At 42.3% G+C, this 15,425-nt stretch carries 18 protein-coding genes and 1 tRNA gene; 10 read left to right on the forward strand and 9 right to left on the reverse strand.

The window, feature by feature from the left end; all coding sequences use genetic code 11:
* Positions 1 to 352: 352 nt before the first annotated feature.
* Complete coding sequence (locus ACE1B6_RS01360) at positions 353 to 1,174, reverse strand: Ycf66 family protein (RefSeq protein WP_413255437.1); 822 nt, start codon at positions 1,172 to 1,174, stop codon at positions 353 to 355.
* A 224-nt stretch (positions 1,175 to 1,398) separates the two neighbouring features.
* Complete coding sequence (gene psbX / locus ACE1B6_RS01365) at positions 1,399 to 1,518, reverse strand: photosystem II reaction center X protein (protein WP_193986431.1); 120 nt, start codon at positions 1,516 to 1,518, stop codon at positions 1,399 to 1,401.
* Between the two features lie 239 nt (positions 1,519 to 1,757).
* Here psbX and ACE1B6_RS01370 point away from each other — a divergent pair, with 239 nt between their 5' ends.
* Entirely contained in the window at positions 1,758 to 2,042 is a 285-nt protein-coding gene (locus ACE1B6_RS01370; protein ID WP_413255438.1) for a YggT family protein, read from the forward strand.
* 147 nt (positions 2,043 to 2,189) lie between these two features.
* Here the strand turns inward: ACE1B6_RS01370 and accC are convergent, their stop codons facing one another.
* Entirely contained in the window at positions 2,190 to 3,536 is a 1,347-nt protein-coding gene (accC, locus tag ACE1B6_RS01375) for an acetyl-CoA carboxylase biotin carboxylase subunit (RefSeq protein WP_413255439.1), read from the reverse strand.
* Between the two features lie 289 nt (positions 3,537 to 3,825).
* Between accC and ACE1B6_RS01380 the strand changes: the two genes are divergently transcribed.
* Positions 3,826 to 3,906: transfer RNA gene (locus ACE1B6_RS01380), tRNA-Leu, on the forward strand.
* A 189-nt stretch (positions 3,907 to 4,095) separates the two neighbouring features.
* On the opposite strand, the gene ACE1B6_RS01385 is transcribed toward ACE1B6_RS01380, so the two are convergent.
* The 4 genes from ACE1B6_RS01385 to ACE1B6_RS01400 all read right to left on the reverse strand — a co-directional run bounded on the left by ACE1B6_RS01385 (position 4,096) and on the right by ACE1B6_RS01400 (position 6,499).
* Positions 4,096 to 4,494 (reverse strand): type II toxin-antitoxin system VapC family toxin, encoded by a 399-nt coding sequence (locus ACE1B6_RS01385; protein ID WP_413255440.1) that lies wholly within the window; start codon positions 4,492 to 4,494, stop codon positions 4,096 to 4,098.
* On the reverse strand, positions 4,478 to 4,711 hold the full coding sequence (locus ACE1B6_RS01390; RefSeq protein WP_413255441.1) for a hypothetical protein: 234 nt from the start codon (positions 4,709 to 4,711) through the stop codon (positions 4,478 to 4,480). The genes ACE1B6_RS01385 and ACE1B6_RS01390 overlap by 17 nt, the downstream gene beginning before the upstream one ends.
* A 122-nt stretch (positions 4,712 to 4,833) precedes the next feature.
* Positions 4,834 to 5,757 carry a pentapeptide repeat-containing protein gene (locus tag ACE1B6_RS01395; RefSeq protein ID WP_413255442.1) on the reverse strand — a complete coding sequence of 308 codons (924 nt, stop codon included), beginning with the start codon at positions 5,755 to 5,757 and terminating at the stop codon, positions 4,834 to 4,836.
* Between the two features lie 106 nt (positions 5,758 to 5,863).
* Positions 5,864 to 6,499 carry a hypothetical protein gene (locus ACE1B6_RS01400; protein ID WP_413255443.1) on the reverse strand — a complete coding sequence of 212 codons (636 nt, stop codon included), beginning with the start codon at positions 6,497 to 6,499 and terminating at the stop codon, positions 5,864 to 5,866.
* A gap of 156 nt (positions 6,500 to 6,655) precedes the next feature.
* Here ACE1B6_RS01400 and ACE1B6_RS01405 point away from each other — a divergent pair, with 156 nt between their 5' ends.
* A complete protein-coding gene (locus tag ACE1B6_RS01405) occupies positions 6,656 to 7,489 on the forward strand; it encodes an Rpn family recombination-promoting nuclease/putative transposase (protein ID WP_413255444.1) in 834 nt (277 codons plus the stop codon).
* A gap of 118 nt (positions 7,490 to 7,607) precedes the next feature.
* The gene (locus ACE1B6_RS01410; RefSeq protein ID WP_413255445.1) at positions 7,608 to 8,219 is read left to right on the forward strand and encodes a chorismate lyase; all 612 of its coding nucleotides are present in this window, start codon (positions 7,608 to 7,610) and stop codon (positions 8,217 to 8,219) included.
* A gap of 297 nt (positions 8,220 to 8,516) precedes the next feature.
* Here the strand turns inward: ACE1B6_RS01410 and ACE1B6_RS01415 are convergent, their stop codons facing one another.
* Positions 8,517 to 9,041 carry a DUF4330 domain-containing protein gene (locus ACE1B6_RS01415; protein WP_413255446.1) on the reverse strand — a complete coding sequence of 175 codons (525 nt, stop codon included), beginning with the start codon at positions 9,039 to 9,041 and terminating at the stop codon, positions 8,517 to 8,519.
* 323 nt (positions 9,042 to 9,364) lie between these two features.
* On the opposite strand from ACE1B6_RS01415, the gene ACE1B6_RS01420 reads away from it, so the two are divergent.
* From ACE1B6_RS01420 to nspC, 3 genes are all read left to right on the forward strand, one after another.
* Entirely contained in the window at positions 9,365 to 10,216 is an 852-nt protein-coding gene (locus ACE1B6_RS01420; RefSeq protein WP_413255447.1) for a M48 family metallopeptidase, read from the forward strand.
* Between the two features lie 155 nt (positions 10,217 to 10,371).
* Positions 10,372 to 11,571 (forward strand): saccharopine dehydrogenase family protein, encoded by a 1,200-nt coding sequence (locus ACE1B6_RS01425; protein WP_413255448.1) that lies wholly within the window; start codon positions 10,372 to 10,374, stop codon positions 11,569 to 11,571.
* Positions 11,572 to 11,573: 2 nt separating this feature from the next.
* The gene (nspC, locus tag ACE1B6_RS01430) at positions 11,574 to 12,728 is read left to right on the forward strand and encodes a carboxynorspermidine decarboxylase (protein WP_459562955.1); all 1,155 of its coding nucleotides are present in this window, start codon (positions 11,574 to 11,576) and stop codon (positions 12,726 to 12,728) included.
* Positions 12,729 to 12,824: 96 nt separating this feature from the next.
* Here nspC and ACE1B6_RS01435 read toward each other — a convergent pair whose 3' ends face one another.
* Positions 12,825 to 13,574 (reverse strand): metallophosphoesterase family protein, encoded by a 750-nt coding sequence (locus tag ACE1B6_RS01435; protein ID WP_413255450.1) that lies wholly within the window; start codon positions 13,572 to 13,574, stop codon positions 12,825 to 12,827.
* 120 nt (positions 13,575 to 13,694) lie between these two features.
* Between ACE1B6_RS01435 and ACE1B6_RS01440 the strand changes: the two genes are divergently transcribed.
* From ACE1B6_RS01440 to ACE1B6_RS01450, 3 genes are all read left to right on the forward strand, one after another.
* Positions 13,695 to 14,315, forward strand: a complete 621-nt coding sequence (locus ACE1B6_RS01440; RefSeq protein WP_459562956.1) for a MiaE family protein — start codon at positions 13,695 to 13,697, stop codon at positions 14,313 to 14,315.
* Positions 14,315 to 14,803: a GNAT family N-acetyltransferase gene (locus ACE1B6_RS01445; protein WP_413255452.1), complete on the forward strand. Its 489-nt coding sequence runs from the start codon at positions 14,315 to 14,317 to the stop codon at positions 14,801 to 14,803. Before ACE1B6_RS01440 ends, ACE1B6_RS01445 begins: the two co-directional genes overlap by 1 nt.
* Positions 14,804 to 14,893: 90 nt before the next feature.
* Complete coding sequence (locus tag ACE1B6_RS01450; RefSeq protein ID WP_413255453.1) at positions 14,894 to 15,403, forward strand: hypothetical protein; 510 nt, start codon at positions 14,894 to 14,896, stop codon at positions 15,401 to 15,403.
* Positions 15,404 to 15,425: the final 22 nt, after the last annotated feature.

Here is a 15,425-nt window from a genome sequence, read left to right on the forward strand (position 1 = left end):
GTTGGTAGTTGAACAGACAAAATTACAACTATTGATTGTTCTTGACTCTTCCCAACTTATTTAAAAAACAATAAAAACTCTCTAACTTTCTAACTTTTTATATATTCTCTCCTCTGCCCCTCTGCCCCTCTACCCCTCTGCCCCTCTACCCCTCTACCCCTCTGCCCCTCTGCCCCTCTGCCCCTCTGCCCCTCTGCTCCCAAGGCTGTTCCGAGAGGTTGGGTCTATATGATGTTTTAGCATCGTACAGACTCCAACCAACCCAGCCAGACTCAAGCCTATTCCCATAACAGCCATTGCTGGGTTACAGACTTAGCTCTTTTGATTTCTGTTGCACCTGCAATTTATCTATCTAATAGACTCCCGAATTATTTTCGTCGTCTTTGGGATCGATCGGTTGATAATCTACATAATCATCTGGTGCTTTCGGTGGTAAATTTTCGGAATCATCCCGCAAAGAGATATCCTCTGGAGGACGACGTTTTCGCGATCGAGTTGGCACCGTTTCCGAATTATCGAATTCATCTCTAGGAGGACGACGGGAAGAACTGCGAGCAGGTCTTTCTTCCACATCCCTAATAATGCCCCAATCATCTACAGGAGGTTCAACAGAACGAGACTCAGGACGGGGACGGCGTTTTTTGCGTGTAGGAACATCGCTAGATAATCTCTCCCTGTCTCTTTCAGCTAAGCTACTGCTGCGACTGGAGGGACGACGACGGGGTTCATCATAATAGCCATTGCGGGAACTCCGCGAGTCACGACTACCTCTGATGCGACGAGAAACTGGTAATTCTTCGTCTGGTTCTAGTTCTAAATCATCTAATTCAGCTTCTTGATATACACGATATTCTCTGCTGACGGGTCGTTCTTCATCTACGATCGGTGTATTACGCTTAGCCTGTTCTGTAGTCACACCCCGTAAACGCAGATTATCCACCGCAAAGAAAACAGCAGAACCCGCTAATAGATATTGACTAAAAGCCAAAATTGGGTCTAAGCGCCATCCTTGAAACAGGAGAATTAACCCGCAAACTAAGCTAATGGCAGCAAAGAAAATATCATGATCTCTGGCTAGTTCTGGGCGAACCGACCTGAGAAAATAAAGTCCTACACCAGCTAAAGCTAGTGCAATACCGAGAAATGTGGCAAATGACTGCCCAAAATTGAGCATTGTATCTCTCCGAAGTTAGTTCTACGGCAGTGAGTCAGGCTTGACATCTCCAATGTAGCTTGACTGGCCTAATTTTTCGCTGGCACCAGTTTGAAACTGGTATTTCAGAAAATCACCCGATCTTACTGCCCAACTTACTTAATAGAACAGAAGGGACGCTATTTACGGAAATTTGGCTTTAGCGTCCCTGAAATGATTATCTGGTTTCTAGTAAATCAGCTTTCTTAAGAGCGCTGAATCCGATCCTTTTGACTAATAAAGACTAATCCCACAACTACAGGAACAACCACAATCACAAAACCTGCAACCAGGCTCCACAAAAAGTTAGCTAAAGAAGGAGTCATATCCGCGCCTCTATGTTTTACAAAACGATACCGTCTTTTAATTTTACCTAGCTGCTACAACCTTGAAAAGTCCCACTGTTAAGGATGATGACAAGTCGATAGGATATCCCGACTAGAGCTTAAAATTAAATAACTAGATAAAAATTTTAACAAATCTTAAAATATTCGTAGGGTGCGTTAGTGATAACGTAACACACCATGATAAAAAGTATCCACTTTGACAATTTACTTAAAGAATTATGACTGGTATTGACATTGTTAGCTTAGGGCTTGGTTTGCTGTTGGCAGTAATGATTTTTCTGTTTATTATCAGAATCGTGCTGACTTGGTATCCACAAATCAACCTGAATAGTTTTCCCTGGAATTTAATCGCTTGGCCCACCGAACCTTTTTTAGTGGTGACGAGAAAGATTGTGCCACCTTTGGGAGGTGTGGATATTAGCCCGATTATTTGGGTGGGAATTTGTAGTTTGCTACGAGAAATTTTAGTTGGTCAGCAAGGATTGTTGCGGATGATGGGGTAGGTTGGGGACTGGGGACTGGGGACTGGGGATTGGGGATTGGGGATTGGGGATTGGGAGAATTTTTGTTTTGAGTAATGAATGGGCAAAATTATTAATTACTACCCAGTACCCACTACCCAGTACCCAATCCCCAACCCCCAATCCCCACTATCGCATCATCATCTGCTCGACAAAATTAGTGTAAACTTCACCTTTGAGAAAGCCTGGGTTTTCCAGAATTTTTTGGTGGAAACTGATGGTTGTAGGTAGTCCGGTGATAGCGCATTCTCTTAAGGCGCGTTTCATACGTTGAATGGCGCTTTGGCGATCGGGTCCCCAAACAATTAACTTGCCGATGAGAGAATCGTAGTAAGCGGGAATATCGTAATCGGTGTAAACGTGGGAATCCATTCGTACACCTGTACCCCCTGGTGGTAAGTAGCCGCTAATGCGCCCAGGAGAGGGACGGAAGTTATGATCCGGGTCTTCGGCGTTGATTCGGCATTCGATCGCATGACCCCGCAAAAGCACTTCCTCTTGGGTTAAACGCAATCTTTCCCCTTGGGCGACGCGGATTTGTTCCGCGATTAAATCCAATCCAGTAATCATTTCTGTCACCGGATGTTCCACTTGAATCCGGGTGTTCATTTCCATAAAGTAAAAATCACCGTATTGATCCAAGAGAAACTCTACAGTTCCCGCGCCAACGTAATTAATCGATTTAGCCGCCATAACTGCCGCTTTCCCCATCTTTTCGCGTAATTCTGGGCTAAGGGCGGGGCTAGGGGCTTCTTCTAACAGTTTTTGATGTCGGCGTTGAATGGAACAATCCCGTTCTCCCAAGTGAATCACATTACCGTAAGAGTCCGCCATGATTTGAAATTCAATGTGACGGGGGCGTTCAATGAATTTTTCCAAATAAACGCCGGGATTGCCAAAAGCGGCTTCCGCTTCCCCTTGGGCGGCTTGAAATAGTTTAGAAAAGTCTTCGGGATCTTTAACTAACCGCATCCCTCTTCCACCACCGCCCGCTGTGGCTTTAATCATCACCGGATAGCCGATTTTTTTGGCGATAATCATCGCTTCTTGTTCGTCGGTAAGTAAGCCGTCACTTCCGGGAACGGTGGGAACTCCTACCCGTTTCATGGTGTCTTTGGCGGTGGATTTGTCGCCCATCGCCCGGATTGCTTCGGGGCTGGGGCCAATAAATGTTATTTGATGATCGGCGCAAATTTCGGCAAATCGGGCATTTTCGGCTAAAAATCCGTATCCGGGATGAATTGCCGTAGCGTTGCGCGTTAAGGCGGCAGCGATAATGTTAGGGATGTTTAAATAACTTTTGCCGCTGGGAGGTTCACCTATACAAACAGCTTCGTCGGCAAGTTGGACGTGCAAGGCTTGAGAATCAATGGTAGAGTGAACTGCAACGGTAGCAATTCCCATCTCTTCGCAGGTGCGGAGAATCCGAAGGGCTATTTCTCCTCGGTTGGCAATTAGAATCTTTGAAAAAGGCATTTTCCAGCTTTTGGCGAGGGCAGTGGCACTAAGTTTTTAATGTTAAGTATCGAAGCAACTCAGGCTGCTTCTCTCTGGTTACACCTAGCCCTGGAGGAAAAGCAGCTTTTTGTGTTCGGGTGTTAATCCTACCATGCTGTCGGGGACTACTTATCGTTGATCTGTGCCAGCTTTGGGTTCTCTGCTGTTGCGGCTTAATCTATTGCAACATTTTGCCACTGAGGGCAGGGGAGATTTTTTGCCGGATGGTTGATTTTCGGAATTGAGTTGCGCTATCATTGTTCTCTACGCGGATGTGGCGGAATTGGTATACGCGCACGTTTGAGGGGCGTGTGGCTTTGCCTTGCGAGTTCGAGTCTCGCCATCCGCATTTTTTTATGTTTATTTATTCGGTGATTTCTGTTATTTGATTTGTGGTTTTGGGGTTAACTATCAGCGAGTTATCCCGCCTGCGAATCAATTCGCAGGCTAATAGCAAAAGTCCATTAAAATGGACTGAATATTATTTATTTTTTAGTCCACTTCAACAGTTTGATTAATTGTTTTCATTTTTGCCCAATCAAGGATTAAAGGGATTTAACAAACTTAATCCTACAACTCTTTGAAAATCTTGGATATTCCTGGTTACTAAAATGCTACTAGATTTAAGAGCACAAGCAGCTATTAAAGCATCAGGAATTTTGAGCCGATAATCTCGGCGAATTTCAGCAGTACAATTTAAAACTGTTTCTGTGAGTTGTACAACATTCATCGATCGTAAAAATGCGCGGATTTGATTTGCTTCTTCGGCGCTAAGATTGGGATAACACAATAATTCTGACCAGGTAATTGGACAGTAAAAACCTATTGCATTACCTGTGATGATTTCATTGAAAATAGGTTGTACTAAAGATTCGCCGTTGAAGTAATAAATAAAGATATTCGTATCCAATAAGTAGTTATTAATCGTTCCATTCATTTCTCATTTGTTCCTGAAATTCCAGAGGATCAACTCGTTGGGGTAAGAAACCAAATAAATTCTGTTTTTCAGTGGAATTTTCTGTTAGGGTGTTGTCTGTTGCTATTGGTTGCAGTACAATGACTACCTCGAATAAACCAGGGTTCAGGTTATCTGGTAAGTTCATTTCGAGTTTGCGATCGCTCTTTACTTCAACAGTTTGACGAATTGTTTCCATTTTCAGTTCAGGGAGTTTTCTATTAATACTAGTGTAAGGTGCGATCGCAAAATGTGTGCGTTAGTGCGATCGCTGTATGGTTTCAAGGTCGATAAATAGTACCATTAGATATTTTAGCGTCCTTAAGTTTTGCTTTTAGGCATTTTAGCTCCCTTAAGTTTTGCTTTGCTGAGATCAGCACCCGTTAGATCTGCATTTCTGAGATCAGCACCATTTAGATTAGCTTGCTGCAAGTTACTTCCAGCAAAATCAGCATTTTGCAAGTTAACTTCACTCAGTTTTATATTATTCAACTTACTTTGCTTTGCTAAAAGGTCAATTAAACTCTGAATGTTCAGTGTTGAACTCTTCAAAAATCCACCATTATTTAGGTTATATGTGATTAAATCGAGTAAATCTTCTTGACTTAGGTTTATTTTACTTGGATTCTCTTTAATCAATTTTGCCAACTCTTGTGAACCTAACTTTGAATTAATTAAAGCTGTCAATTCTTGTTGGCTTAAATGTACTTTGCTCCAGTTAGTTCCCGCAAAATTTATCTTACTGGGGTCATCTTTGATTAAATCAAACAAGTCTTGGTTAGTCAAGTTAGTCTTCGCTATCTTAACTGCATCTTCTTTACTTAACTTGACTTTACTCCAGTCGAAGCCAGTAAAATCTAAATTGCCAGGATTATTAATTCTACCAAGTTTAACTTCACTTAAATCTGCACCACTGAGATCAGAACCCTTCAAGTTCGCGCCGCTAAAATCAGATCTACTTAAATTTGCATTATGTAGGTTCACACCCTGTAGATCTTTTCCGCTCAAGTTAGCTCCTGGTTTTATATTAATTTCAGAAACAATATTTTGTGTAGTTTTGGAACCTCTACCTTGTGAAGAATCGCAACCTAAAGAAAATTTACAATCAACAGATGTAGTTACATTAGGTTTAGGTTCATCTGCCCTTGCTTGATTTGGAATTATTAGCAGTGCATAAACCAAGAGAAACATGACAACGAAGAACTGAATAATCAGTTTTCTAGCAATGAAATTTCGACTTAACATCTTTAATTCTATTCTCCTTAGATTTATCAACAAACAAGAGATGTAGCCACAAAAAAAGTTGGAAATTACCAATGAATCATGAGATGTGATTTCTCTAGTTAGATTTTCATTTTCCAATTGTTACTTTAGCCTGTCCAATTTCACAAGTTGTACCTGTATGGCACAAGCTTGTACCTATGAGATCATTAACTCCTGGATCAACATCGACGACAGAAATTTTAAAGTTACCTTCTGGCACATCGGCGTTAAACTTACATTTAAAAGAATTTTGGCATTGAGCGGTCCTTATATTGCTAATGCTATCACCTTCGGGTAAGCACATAGTTCCTACCATTTTATTTGTGAGACAGATAGCAATGTCTGGTGCGCCATTGAGAGTATCCCAACTTTTAGTGTTAGCTTTTGTATTTTCAATTTCTACACTAATATTAGTCAGATCAGCCCAAGCCAGAGGCGGAAAACTAAGAAACAAAGAAATAAGTAGAACTGTTAGCAAGAATAGGCTTTTGAAAATAACCTTGACGAAACAGAAACCAGTCAAGAAGTTGGAGACTATTATTGTCAATAATATTAGGAACTTTTGAAGCGGATCTTGGGCGGCTTCTAACATGATGTGTAAGCAGTTGTTTTTTAGGGCAACTTTGGCGGTGATTCCCTTGGGTTGCATTTGGCGATTGATTAGAGATTCGATCGCTTTAGGATGCCCTTGTTTAGCAAGTTCCAGAGGATTTGGTTGTGACATAACTATTAAAGGTGTGAACGGGTGAAATCTATTCTTTATTAGAGTTCCCAAACACACCAACAGATCATCATTAGTTACAAACTTTTTCCTGATAGGCTAATTCTTAAAACAAATTAAACTAACTTAAGCAACCATTCAATTAATTAATACTCTCATTTGACATACGATAATACTTGTAAATATCTTGCTGAAAAGTACCCAGCCGATTTTGTCCGTTGGTTACTTGCCATTGAAACAACCGAAGTTCAAGTCCTCAAAACTGAACTAATTCTCGAACCTATTCGCGCCGACTCAGTTACCTTCCTACAAACTGCGTCTTCGATTCTGCATATTGAATTTGAAACGCGCCCTTACTCGGAACCGCCAATTTCTTTAAGGATGTTGGATTATTATGTGAGGTTGAAGCGGGTTTATGATTGTGCGATCGATCAAGTAGTAATCTACCTAAAAGAAACTACTTCCGACTTAGTTTTTGTATCTGAATATACAGACAGAAACACCAGACATAGTTATAGAGTCGTGCGACTTTGGGAACAAGAACCAGCGCCATTTTTAACCAACCCTGCGCTGTTACCCTTTGCCACCCTAACCCGCAGCGACTCACCCCAAACATTACTCCAACAAGTAGCCACCCAAGTCGCTAGGATTGAATCAGTTGCAGAACGGCAAAACATTCTCTCCTGTGCAGACGTTCTCGCTGGTTTACGATTCGATGAAAACCTGATTCGTCGCTTATTTAGAAGGGAGTTTATGAGAGAATCTGTCACCTACCAAGCTATTCTCCGCGAAGGACGGGAAGAAGGAGAAAAACAAGAAGCTTTGTCTTTAATTCTGCGTTTGTTAGCCCGTCGCATTGGTGTTGTGGAAGCACAGCAACAAGAACGAATTCAAACTCTAACCTTACCGCAGTTAGAAGAATTGGCAGAAGCATTGTTAGATTTTTCTGATCCAGCAGATTTGACTGCTTGGTTCGATCGACAAAACCAATAGACATCTCCAATAACTCTTGTAGGGTATGCATCCTGCCTGCCTTTGAGATTCTTTCTTCGAGATGTCTAATAGTCTGAGGAGCGGTATGATAATAAACAGTTAAGTAATGTAAAGAACCTTGACTGCAACATTCAAAAGCTCAGAAACGCTGATATTGCCTTCCTCTTGGCACCAACTTTCCCCGCTTTGGCAGGGAGGAGAAACTTGTATTGAAAATGGGTTGCCTCACTCCCAGCTAGCACCAACCTGGCAAATGTTTTTGTTGGGAGATGGTTCACCGACGAGACATTTAAGATTACTTACAGGTGAAAAGACAGAAGTAGATTTGATTGATATGTCTGCCATTGGAATGCACCCAGATAATGCACCTGAGCAAATGCAGGTGGTACCGGGGCCAAGAGTGCGGCGACAGGTTTGGCTGAGAACTGCTTCTGGACAAAGGTTAGCTTATGCTTGTTCCTGGTGGGAAGCTAGTCATGTGGATGAGTATTTACAAAATCGTTCTTTGCCTATTTGGGCGAGTTTGGAACGGTTGCGAACTGAGTTATATCGGGATGTCCAGGGAATTTATTACGGACATTCGGCGGCGTTAGAGTCAGCTTTTGGGTTTTCGGGGCCTTTTTGGGGTCGCCATTACCTGTTTTGGCATCATGGAGAACCTTTGACGCTAATTTATGAGGTTTTTTCGCCTTATTTAACTAAGTATTTGGGGCGGATGGAGTTGGAGTGATTGGGGACTGGGGACTGGGGACTGGGGACTGGGGACTGGGGACTGGGGACTGGGGACTGGGGACTGGGAGATAGGGAGATGGGGACTGGGGACTGGGAGATAGGGAGATGGGGAGATGGGGAGATGGGGGGAAGTTCCTTAATTTACATCAACAACTCTCCCCTGCCCCCTGCCCCTCTGCCCCTCTGCCCCTCTGCCCCTCTGCCCCTCTGCCCCTCTGCCCCCCTGCCCCTCTGCCCCTCTGCCCCTCTGCCCCTCTGCCCCTCTGCCCCTCTGCCCCTCTGCCCCTCTGCGTTGCTACTTGATTCGCACGTCGATGACGCTGGAGTTAAAGTTGTAGTCGAAGCCTTCTAATTCAACGGGTGTGCCGACTTTGAGTTTGCTGTTGCCTAGAACTGGGCCGTTTTTGGTGATTTGGGCTTTTCCAGTTAAGGTGATGAGCATATCGGTGCTGAAGTTATCCGGGCGGGGGTCGGGGACTGCTTTGGCTGTACCGTCGGGTTGGGGGATGACTAGGGTTCTGGGGAGTTCTTTAACTGCTTTGACATCGACTTGTCCGTAGGGTTGGTTACGGATGATGATGTTGGTTTTCTTTTTGGTCTGAAATTCTTTTAATAAATCTTGTGGTTGGCGAATGCTTAGTCCTCTTACTAGTAGGTCTACTTCTACTGGTTTGGTTGGGACTCCTACTTGTGCGACGGAACCGGATGTGCCGGGGAAGAAGAATATTCCGACGATTACTAATAGGATGACTAAGGCTGCACCCAGGTCGAGGATGCTGAATTTACCGAATATGCGACCTTGAGTGTCTAAAATTTTCATGAGTATTGATCCAGATAATCGAAACAGCCAACTAACTAAGAGGGATTTATAACACGATTGCGCTACGCGCACGCTTCGCGATCGATAGATCTTTTAACTTGAGTTTTGGGGAACACTAAAAATTGGGCAACCTATTTTCTGCAAATTGCGTCTCTGTTAAACGAGGGTTGCAATTTTCAGGCTAACTTGCTGATAGTTTTGATTTTCGGTGAGTTTTGCGCTTGTTTAGCATACTGCAATCTCTCGTTGGCAATCAACTTCTAATTCTGTCAGTTTTTTGTCAAGGTTGCGAATTTAGTTGCTGGTTTCAGGGCGATTTTATTATGTTTAACCCTTTCTCTATTGTGATTTCTCGATCGCGTCGTCGTTGGTTTTATCCAATGCTTTCTGTGTTGGTGGCTTTGGGTTTGGTAGTCTCGCCAATGTCTCATCCGGCAAAGGCGCTACCTTGGGAACGGTTGCTTTTTCAAGGTATTCAGATTTTTCAGTTGTCTAATATTTCCGATCGCCAAGAGGTACAACTAGGCAAACAGATTAACGATCAATTGGTGGGAAGTCAGGTTAGATTGTACCGCAATGCGCGAATTAATCAGTATGTGGATCGAGTTGGTCAAAGGTTAGCGGCGGTGAGCGATCGCCCTGATATTCCCTATACTTTTCAGGTAGTGCGGGATGACAGTATTAATGCTTTTGCGACGATGGGTGGTTATGTTTATGTGACTACTGGTTTGCTGGCAGCGGTGGATAATGAAGCTCAGTTAGCGAGTGTTTTGGGTCATGAAATTGCTCATATTACCGATCGCGATGCTCTAAAACAAATGCGTCAAGCGGCGATTACTAGAGGTATTGCGACGGCTGCGGGTGTTGATACGAACAGGTTGGTTAATTTGGGTGTAGAATTTGCTCTCAAGCGTCCTCGTAGCCGCGGTGATGAGTTGGAAGCGGATCGCAGCAGTTTGGAAATGTTGGCAAAGGCTGGTTATCCGCAGTCGGCGATGGTCGCTTTTTTGGAAAAACTCTTGGATCAACCTTCGCCTCCCAGTTTTTTGAGTACGCACCCAGCAACGCGAGATCGAATTAGTGCGATCGAACGGATTATACAACCCGATCGAGCTAACGCTGGTTATGGTTTAGATCCGTCCGTTTATCAAAGTGTCATGCAGCCTTTGTTATAGCCGGAAGCGAGGATAGGAAGGTGGGGAGGTAGGGGGCTGAGTTTTGAGTTGGCCCCTACCTCCCCAGTACTCAAACAACAGTTTTAGGTCTATTGAATGTGGTAAAATGAGGTGTAAATTGTACTCAGGTAACATTAGAGGGTACAAGGGTAGAAATGGCAAGATTAATCATCGTGGGAGCAGGTGGAGTCGGAAACGTGGTGGCGCACAAAGCGGCTGTGCAAGAGGAGTTTTCTGAGATTCTGCTGGCTAGTCGGACGATCGAGAAATGCGATCGGATTGCTAAACGTATTGGCTCCAATAAATTACAAACAGCTGCTTTAGATGCAGATGATGTAAACAATACTATTAAATTACTCAAAGAATTTCGCCCGGATATTCTCATAAATGTGGCACTTCCTTATCAGGATTTAGTGTTAATGGATGCCTGTCTTGAGGCGGGTGTTGACTATCTCGATACAGCAAATTATGAGCCTCCCGATGTGGCAAAATTTGAGTATAGTTGGCAATGGAAATATCACGATCGCTATAAAGAAGCGGGACTTACTGCTATTTTAGGTTGTGGTTTTGATCCGGGGGTGACGGGAGTTTTTACCGCTTATGCTCTAAAGCATTATTTTGATGAAATTAATTATTTAGATATTGTTGATTGTAATGCGGGAAATCATGGGCAAGCATTTGCTACGAATTTTAATCCAGAGATCAATATAAGAGAAATTACTCAAGTTGGTAGGTATTATGAAAATGGCAAATGGATAGAAGTTCCGCCGCTTTCGATTCATCGTCCAATTCCCTATCCTGAAATAGGTGAAAAAGAGTCATATCTTCTTTATCACGAAGAATTAGAATCGTTAGTTAAACATATTCCTACTCTGAAAAGAGCAAGGTTTTGGATGACTTTTTCTCAGAGTTATATTACTCATCTTCAAGTACTGGAAAATTTGGGGTTGACGCGCATCGATCCGGTTGATTATGAAGGAACTCAAGTAGTACCTTTGAAGTTCTTAAAAAGTCTGCTTCCTGAACCTGCTTCTTTAGCAGAAAATTATACTGGACAAACTTCGATCGGTTGTCATATTCGGGGATTAAAAAACGGAAAAGAGAGCAATTATTACGTTTATAATAATTGCGATCACAGCAAGGCTTATCAAGAAGTTGGTGGACAGGCAATTTCTTATACTACAGGTGTTCCGGCAGTAATTGGGGCATTAATGGTAGTTAAGGGAATTTGGAAACAGCCGGGAGTTTTTAATGTGGAACAGTGCGATCCCGATCCGTTTATGAAATTGCTTGGACCTCTGGGATTACCTTGGCATGAAGTAATCGATCGACCATCACCTTTTGAGGAAAACTAAAGATAGTGCAAACAAAAGATTCAGTTTTAGCGAGTATCCCCTCGCCTTGTTTTGTGTTAGAAGAAGCTCGTCTTTTGCGGAATCTAGCGATTTTCGAGCGAGTGCAAAAAGAAGCGTCTGTAAAGGTTCTTTTGGCGCTGAAAGCTTTTGCGTTGTTTCATAGTTTTCCCTTAATCCGAAACACTCTCAAAGGTGCTTCAGCTAGTTCTGTTTGGGAAGCGCAACTAGCTGCGGAGGAGTTTGGCAAGGACGTGCATATCTATTCTCCGGCTTATCGTGAGGAGGATATGCTGGAGATTTTGAGCTTTGTTTCTCATGTGACATTTAATTCGATTAGTCAGTGGGAAAGATTTAGTTCAGCGATCGATCGATCGCCCTTTTCGCCTTCAATAGGTTTGCGAATAAACCCGCAATATTCACCAGTGCAAAATGCGTTGTATAATCCTTGTCAGCCATCAACTCGTTTGGGTGTTTCTCCAGAAGGTTTGGGTAATGTTTTACCGCCAGGAATTGAGGGGTTTTTGTCTCATAATTTATGTGAAAGCGATTCTTATGCTTTGGAAAAAACGCTTTTACATATAGAACAGTTTTTTGGGCATTTGCTACCGCAGTTAAAGTGGTTAAATCTGGGCGGTGGGCATTTAATGACTCATAAAAAGTATGATGTTGAACACGCGATCGCAGTTCTTAACGGATTTCACGATCGTTATCCAAATCTGGAATTAATTTTAGAACCGGGTTCTGCAATCACTTGGGAAACGGGATTTTTATTGAGTACGGTTCAAGATTTAATTCCCACTTCTGATGTTACTAATGTGATGTTAGATGTGTCATTTACTGCTCATACTCCTGATTGTTTGGAAATGCCTTATAAACCTGTAATTCGCGGCGCACACGAACCACAACCGGGAGAAAAACTTTATCGCATGGGTGGTTCAAGTTGTTTAGCTGGAGATTTTCTCGGTGATTATGGGTTTTCTCAAGAGTTGTCGGTGAGCGATCGGATTATTTTTGAGGATATGATGCACTACACAATGGTAAAAACCACCATGTTTAATGGTGTGGTTCATCCTTCGATCGGGATACTCAAGAAAGACGGTACTTTTGAACTCTGGCGACAGTTTTCTTATGAAGATTATCGATCGAGAATGGGGTAGTTTGGATGAATTTTGACTTTAACTGAAATCTTGCACCTGCGATTGCGAACCCGCCCGGAAATCAATTTCTGGGCTAATAGCTTATCTATGTGCTGGTTAGGTTCGTGGTAGTACTAGATCTGGTTCAACTTGAGCGATCGCTTTTTGTAAGGGTAGAGTACGCACTACTTCTTCAAAGACGTTAACTTGATATACCAGGGAGTTAGTAATATCTAATGCTGTTAACCAACCACTTTTGCGGTGATATGCGCCTGTGTCGATGTCTAGCCAACCTTGTCCTTGGGCGATTTTTCCGGGGGGAACGTTGGGTAAGGTAAAGGTGATGGTGTGTCCGGTAATAATTAGTTTGTCGGGAAAATAGGGTTTTGTAATACTATGAAATTCGTCCCGAATCCAACAAAATTGATCGACGGTTTGTTCTTCTAAGGGTATTTCTGGATGTACGCCTGCGTGAACTAACCAAATATCTCCTAAGTCTAAATATTTGGGTAGGGTTCGCATCCATTCTATGTGTTCCGTTAAAATGGAAATTCCTTCTTGGCGATAACTGGCGATCGTGCTATGTCCGCCACTGTACAACCAAACTTGCATGATTGTTTGTTGGTTTTGGCGGTTGGCGAAGCTGTCTAATAGTAGTTGTTCATGATTACCTAAAAGGCAATAAAATGGACTAGCCTGAACAAAATCGACTACTTGAAAACTTTGCGGGCCTCGATCGATTAAGTCTCCCAAAAAATATACCTCATCTTCTGAGCCAGGAGCGATCGCTTCTAACAAGGTCATGAGGGCGTTATAGTGACCATGAACATCTCCGATCACAATCCGACGATGAATAGTTTTTTCCATTTACTTTTCTATAGCAAAATACTTAACTAAAACTTCACATTCGCAGTTGAGGCTACCCTGACTCACAACCAAGAAAATTAGTAACTATTAGGACACCCTGCTAATTTAATTATGCCCTCAATGACTCCTGACTGGCTAGATAGTAATTTAGCGAAATTGCCAAGAATTAATATTTTGAAACAACCGACTCGCTGGGAGTGGGTGGAACAAGCAATTAATCATCTGGATCTGATTTTGCTGGATCACTCCCATTGTGAGCGGAAAGCTGCTGGGGTGGCGTTAAATTTAATGTTCCGCTATCCTTCTAATAGTAAGATGGTACGGATGCTGACGGCGATCGCAAAGGAAGAACTAGAACACTTTGAGTTAGTGAATCAGTGGTTGGAAAAACGGGAAATTCCCTTGCGTCAGTTAGCTGCACCTCCTTATGGTGCTTCTTTAAATAAGCAAATTCGTAAGGATGAACCTTGGCGCTTTTTAGATTCGTTGTTAGTTTGCGGTTTAATTGAAGCTCGTAGTCACGAAAGATTAGGTTTGTTAGCTACCCATTGTCCTGAGCCGGAGTTAGCTAAATTTTATCATAGTTTGATGGCTTCGGAAGCGAGACATTACGGAATTTATTGGAGTTTAGCTGATACTTATTTCGATCGTTCTCAGGTGAATCAGCGATTGGAAGAGTTAGCTATTGTTGAAAGTGAAATTTTATCTACTTTACATCCTGAACCGAGAATTCACAGCTAATGAAGGGTTATTATCAAGGGTTTTTAATTCGTGATTGGCAAGAGTGCGATCGAAATAATGCTGCCAATATTCTCCATTCTGTTTTAACAGAATATGGTTTACCTTGGCTACCCACAGGAGCCGATAAAGATGTAATTAAGGTAGAAGAGTTTTATCTTGCTACTGGGGGTGAATTTTGGGTAGTGGAAAAACAGGGAAAAGTTGTGGGAACTGCGGCTTACTATCCGGTAAAACGCGGGGAAAAAGCGGTGGAAATTCGCAAAATGTATTTGTTACCAGAAGCGCGAGGACAAGGTTTAGGTAAGTATTTATTAACTGAGTTGGAAAAAACTATTGAGAATAAAGGTTTTCGGGAAATTTGGATTGAAACGGCGAGTGTGTTAAAGGAAGCTGTAAAATTGTATGAAAGTAGCGGTTATCAAGCTGCTTCGGGGGTGGAAACTCCCAGGTGCGATCGAATTTATGTTAAATATTTACCATTGGAATAAACTTGGTTTGTTCTGGGAAATTCAGTTCTTATTTTTCAAGAAAAAAACGACTAAAGTCGCCACTACAAACTTAATCATTTAGGAGTATTTATGTCAACAATCATTTGGGAACAAGGTAGTAACAACCTGGAGAATGCGGATAATTTTGCTATCATCAAACAATGGTTTACTAATCTCAACAGCAAAGAAATTACTTGGAAACAGCGATTACTTCCGCCAACTAGAGACGTGAGAGAAATTGATTGGGAAGCGCAAAGATTTGATGAGAAATTTATAATTTTTAATTCTGATATTCGCGGAATTACACTTTATTGGCAAAAGCCCGATGCACCACAAGAACGCAACACTACACCCTCTAAGTTAGAGTTAGATACTCTCAAACAACAATTATATATTTACCCACAATCCCAAAAAGATGTGGTAATTCGTTTAGCTGTACCGGAAATAGTTTATCAAAAATTGCAGATGATAAATCCCCAAGTAGAAGTTAGCAGATTGAACGAAAATTATGTGCTGATTCTTCGGGATGAAAAACTCAAAATAGAAGTTAAAGTGGCGCTGACTCCCGAAAAAATCAACCAATTAAAAGAACAATTGTAATTAAATGGGAAAAGGCTGTAGA

The organism is Floridaenema fluviatile BLCC-F154 (assembly GCF_041929135.1).
GTDB classification, from domain to species: Bacteria; Cyanobacteriota; Cyanobacteriia; order Cyanobacteriales; family Aerosakkonemataceae; genus Floridanema; species Floridanema fluviatile.

Coding starts and splice junctions, on each gene's coding strand:
- ACE1B6_RS01445 (WP_413255452.1), top strand. CDS start 14,315: ATGAAGGGTTATTATCAAGGGTTTTTAATTCGTGATTGGCAAGAGTGC.
- ACE1B6_RS01390 (WP_413255441.1), bottom strand. CDS start 4,711: ATGGAAACAATTCGTCAAACTGTTGAAGTAAAGAGCGATCGCAAACTC.
- ACE1B6_RS01415 (WP_413255446.1), bottom strand. CDS start 9,041: ATGAAAATTTTAGACACTCAAGGTCGCATATTCGGTAAATTCAGCATC.
- ACE1B6_RS01370 (WP_413255438.1), top strand. CDS start 1,758: ATGACTGGTATTGACATTGTTAGCTTAGGGCTTGGTTTGCTGTTGGCA.
- ACE1B6_RS01435 (WP_413255450.1), bottom strand. CDS start 13,574: ATGGAAAAAACTATTCATCGTCGGATTGTGATCGGAGATGTTCATGGT.
- psbX (WP_193986431.1), bottom strand. CDS start 1,518: ATGACTCCTTCTTTAGCTAACTTTTTGTGGAGCCTGGTTGCAGGTTTT.
- accC (WP_413255439.1), bottom strand. CDS start 3,536: ATGCCTTTTTCAAAGATTCTAATTGCCAACCGAGGAGAAATAGCCCTT.
- ACE1B6_RS01395 (WP_413255442.1), bottom strand. CDS start 5,757: ATGTTAAGTCGAAATTTCATTGCTAGAAAACTGATTATTCAGTTCTTC.
- ACE1B6_RS01450 (WP_413255453.1), top strand. CDS start 14,894: ATGTCAACAATCATTTGGGAACAAGGTAGTAACAACCTGGAGAATGCG.
- ACE1B6_RS01440 (WP_459562956.1), top strand. CDS start 13,695: ATGACTCCTGACTGGCTAGATAGTAATTTAGCGAAATTGCCAAGAATT.
- ACE1B6_RS01385 (WP_413255440.1), bottom strand. CDS start 4,494: ATGAATGGAACGATTAATAACTACTTATTGGATACGAATATCTTTATT.
- ACE1B6_RS01360 (WP_413255437.1), bottom strand. CDS start 1,174: ATGCTCAATTTTGGGCAGTCATTTGCCACATTTCTCGGTATTGCACTA.
- ACE1B6_RS01400 (WP_413255443.1), bottom strand. CDS start 6,499: ATGTCACAACCAAATCCTCTGGAACTTGCTAAACAAGGGCATCCTAAA.
- ACE1B6_RS01425 (WP_413255448.1), top strand. CDS start 10,372: ATGGCAAGATTAATCATCGTGGGAGCAGGTGGAGTCGGAAACGTGGTG.
- ACE1B6_RS01420 (WP_413255447.1), top strand. CDS start 9,365: ATGTTTAACCCTTTCTCTATTGTGATTTCTCGATCGCGTCGTCGTTGG.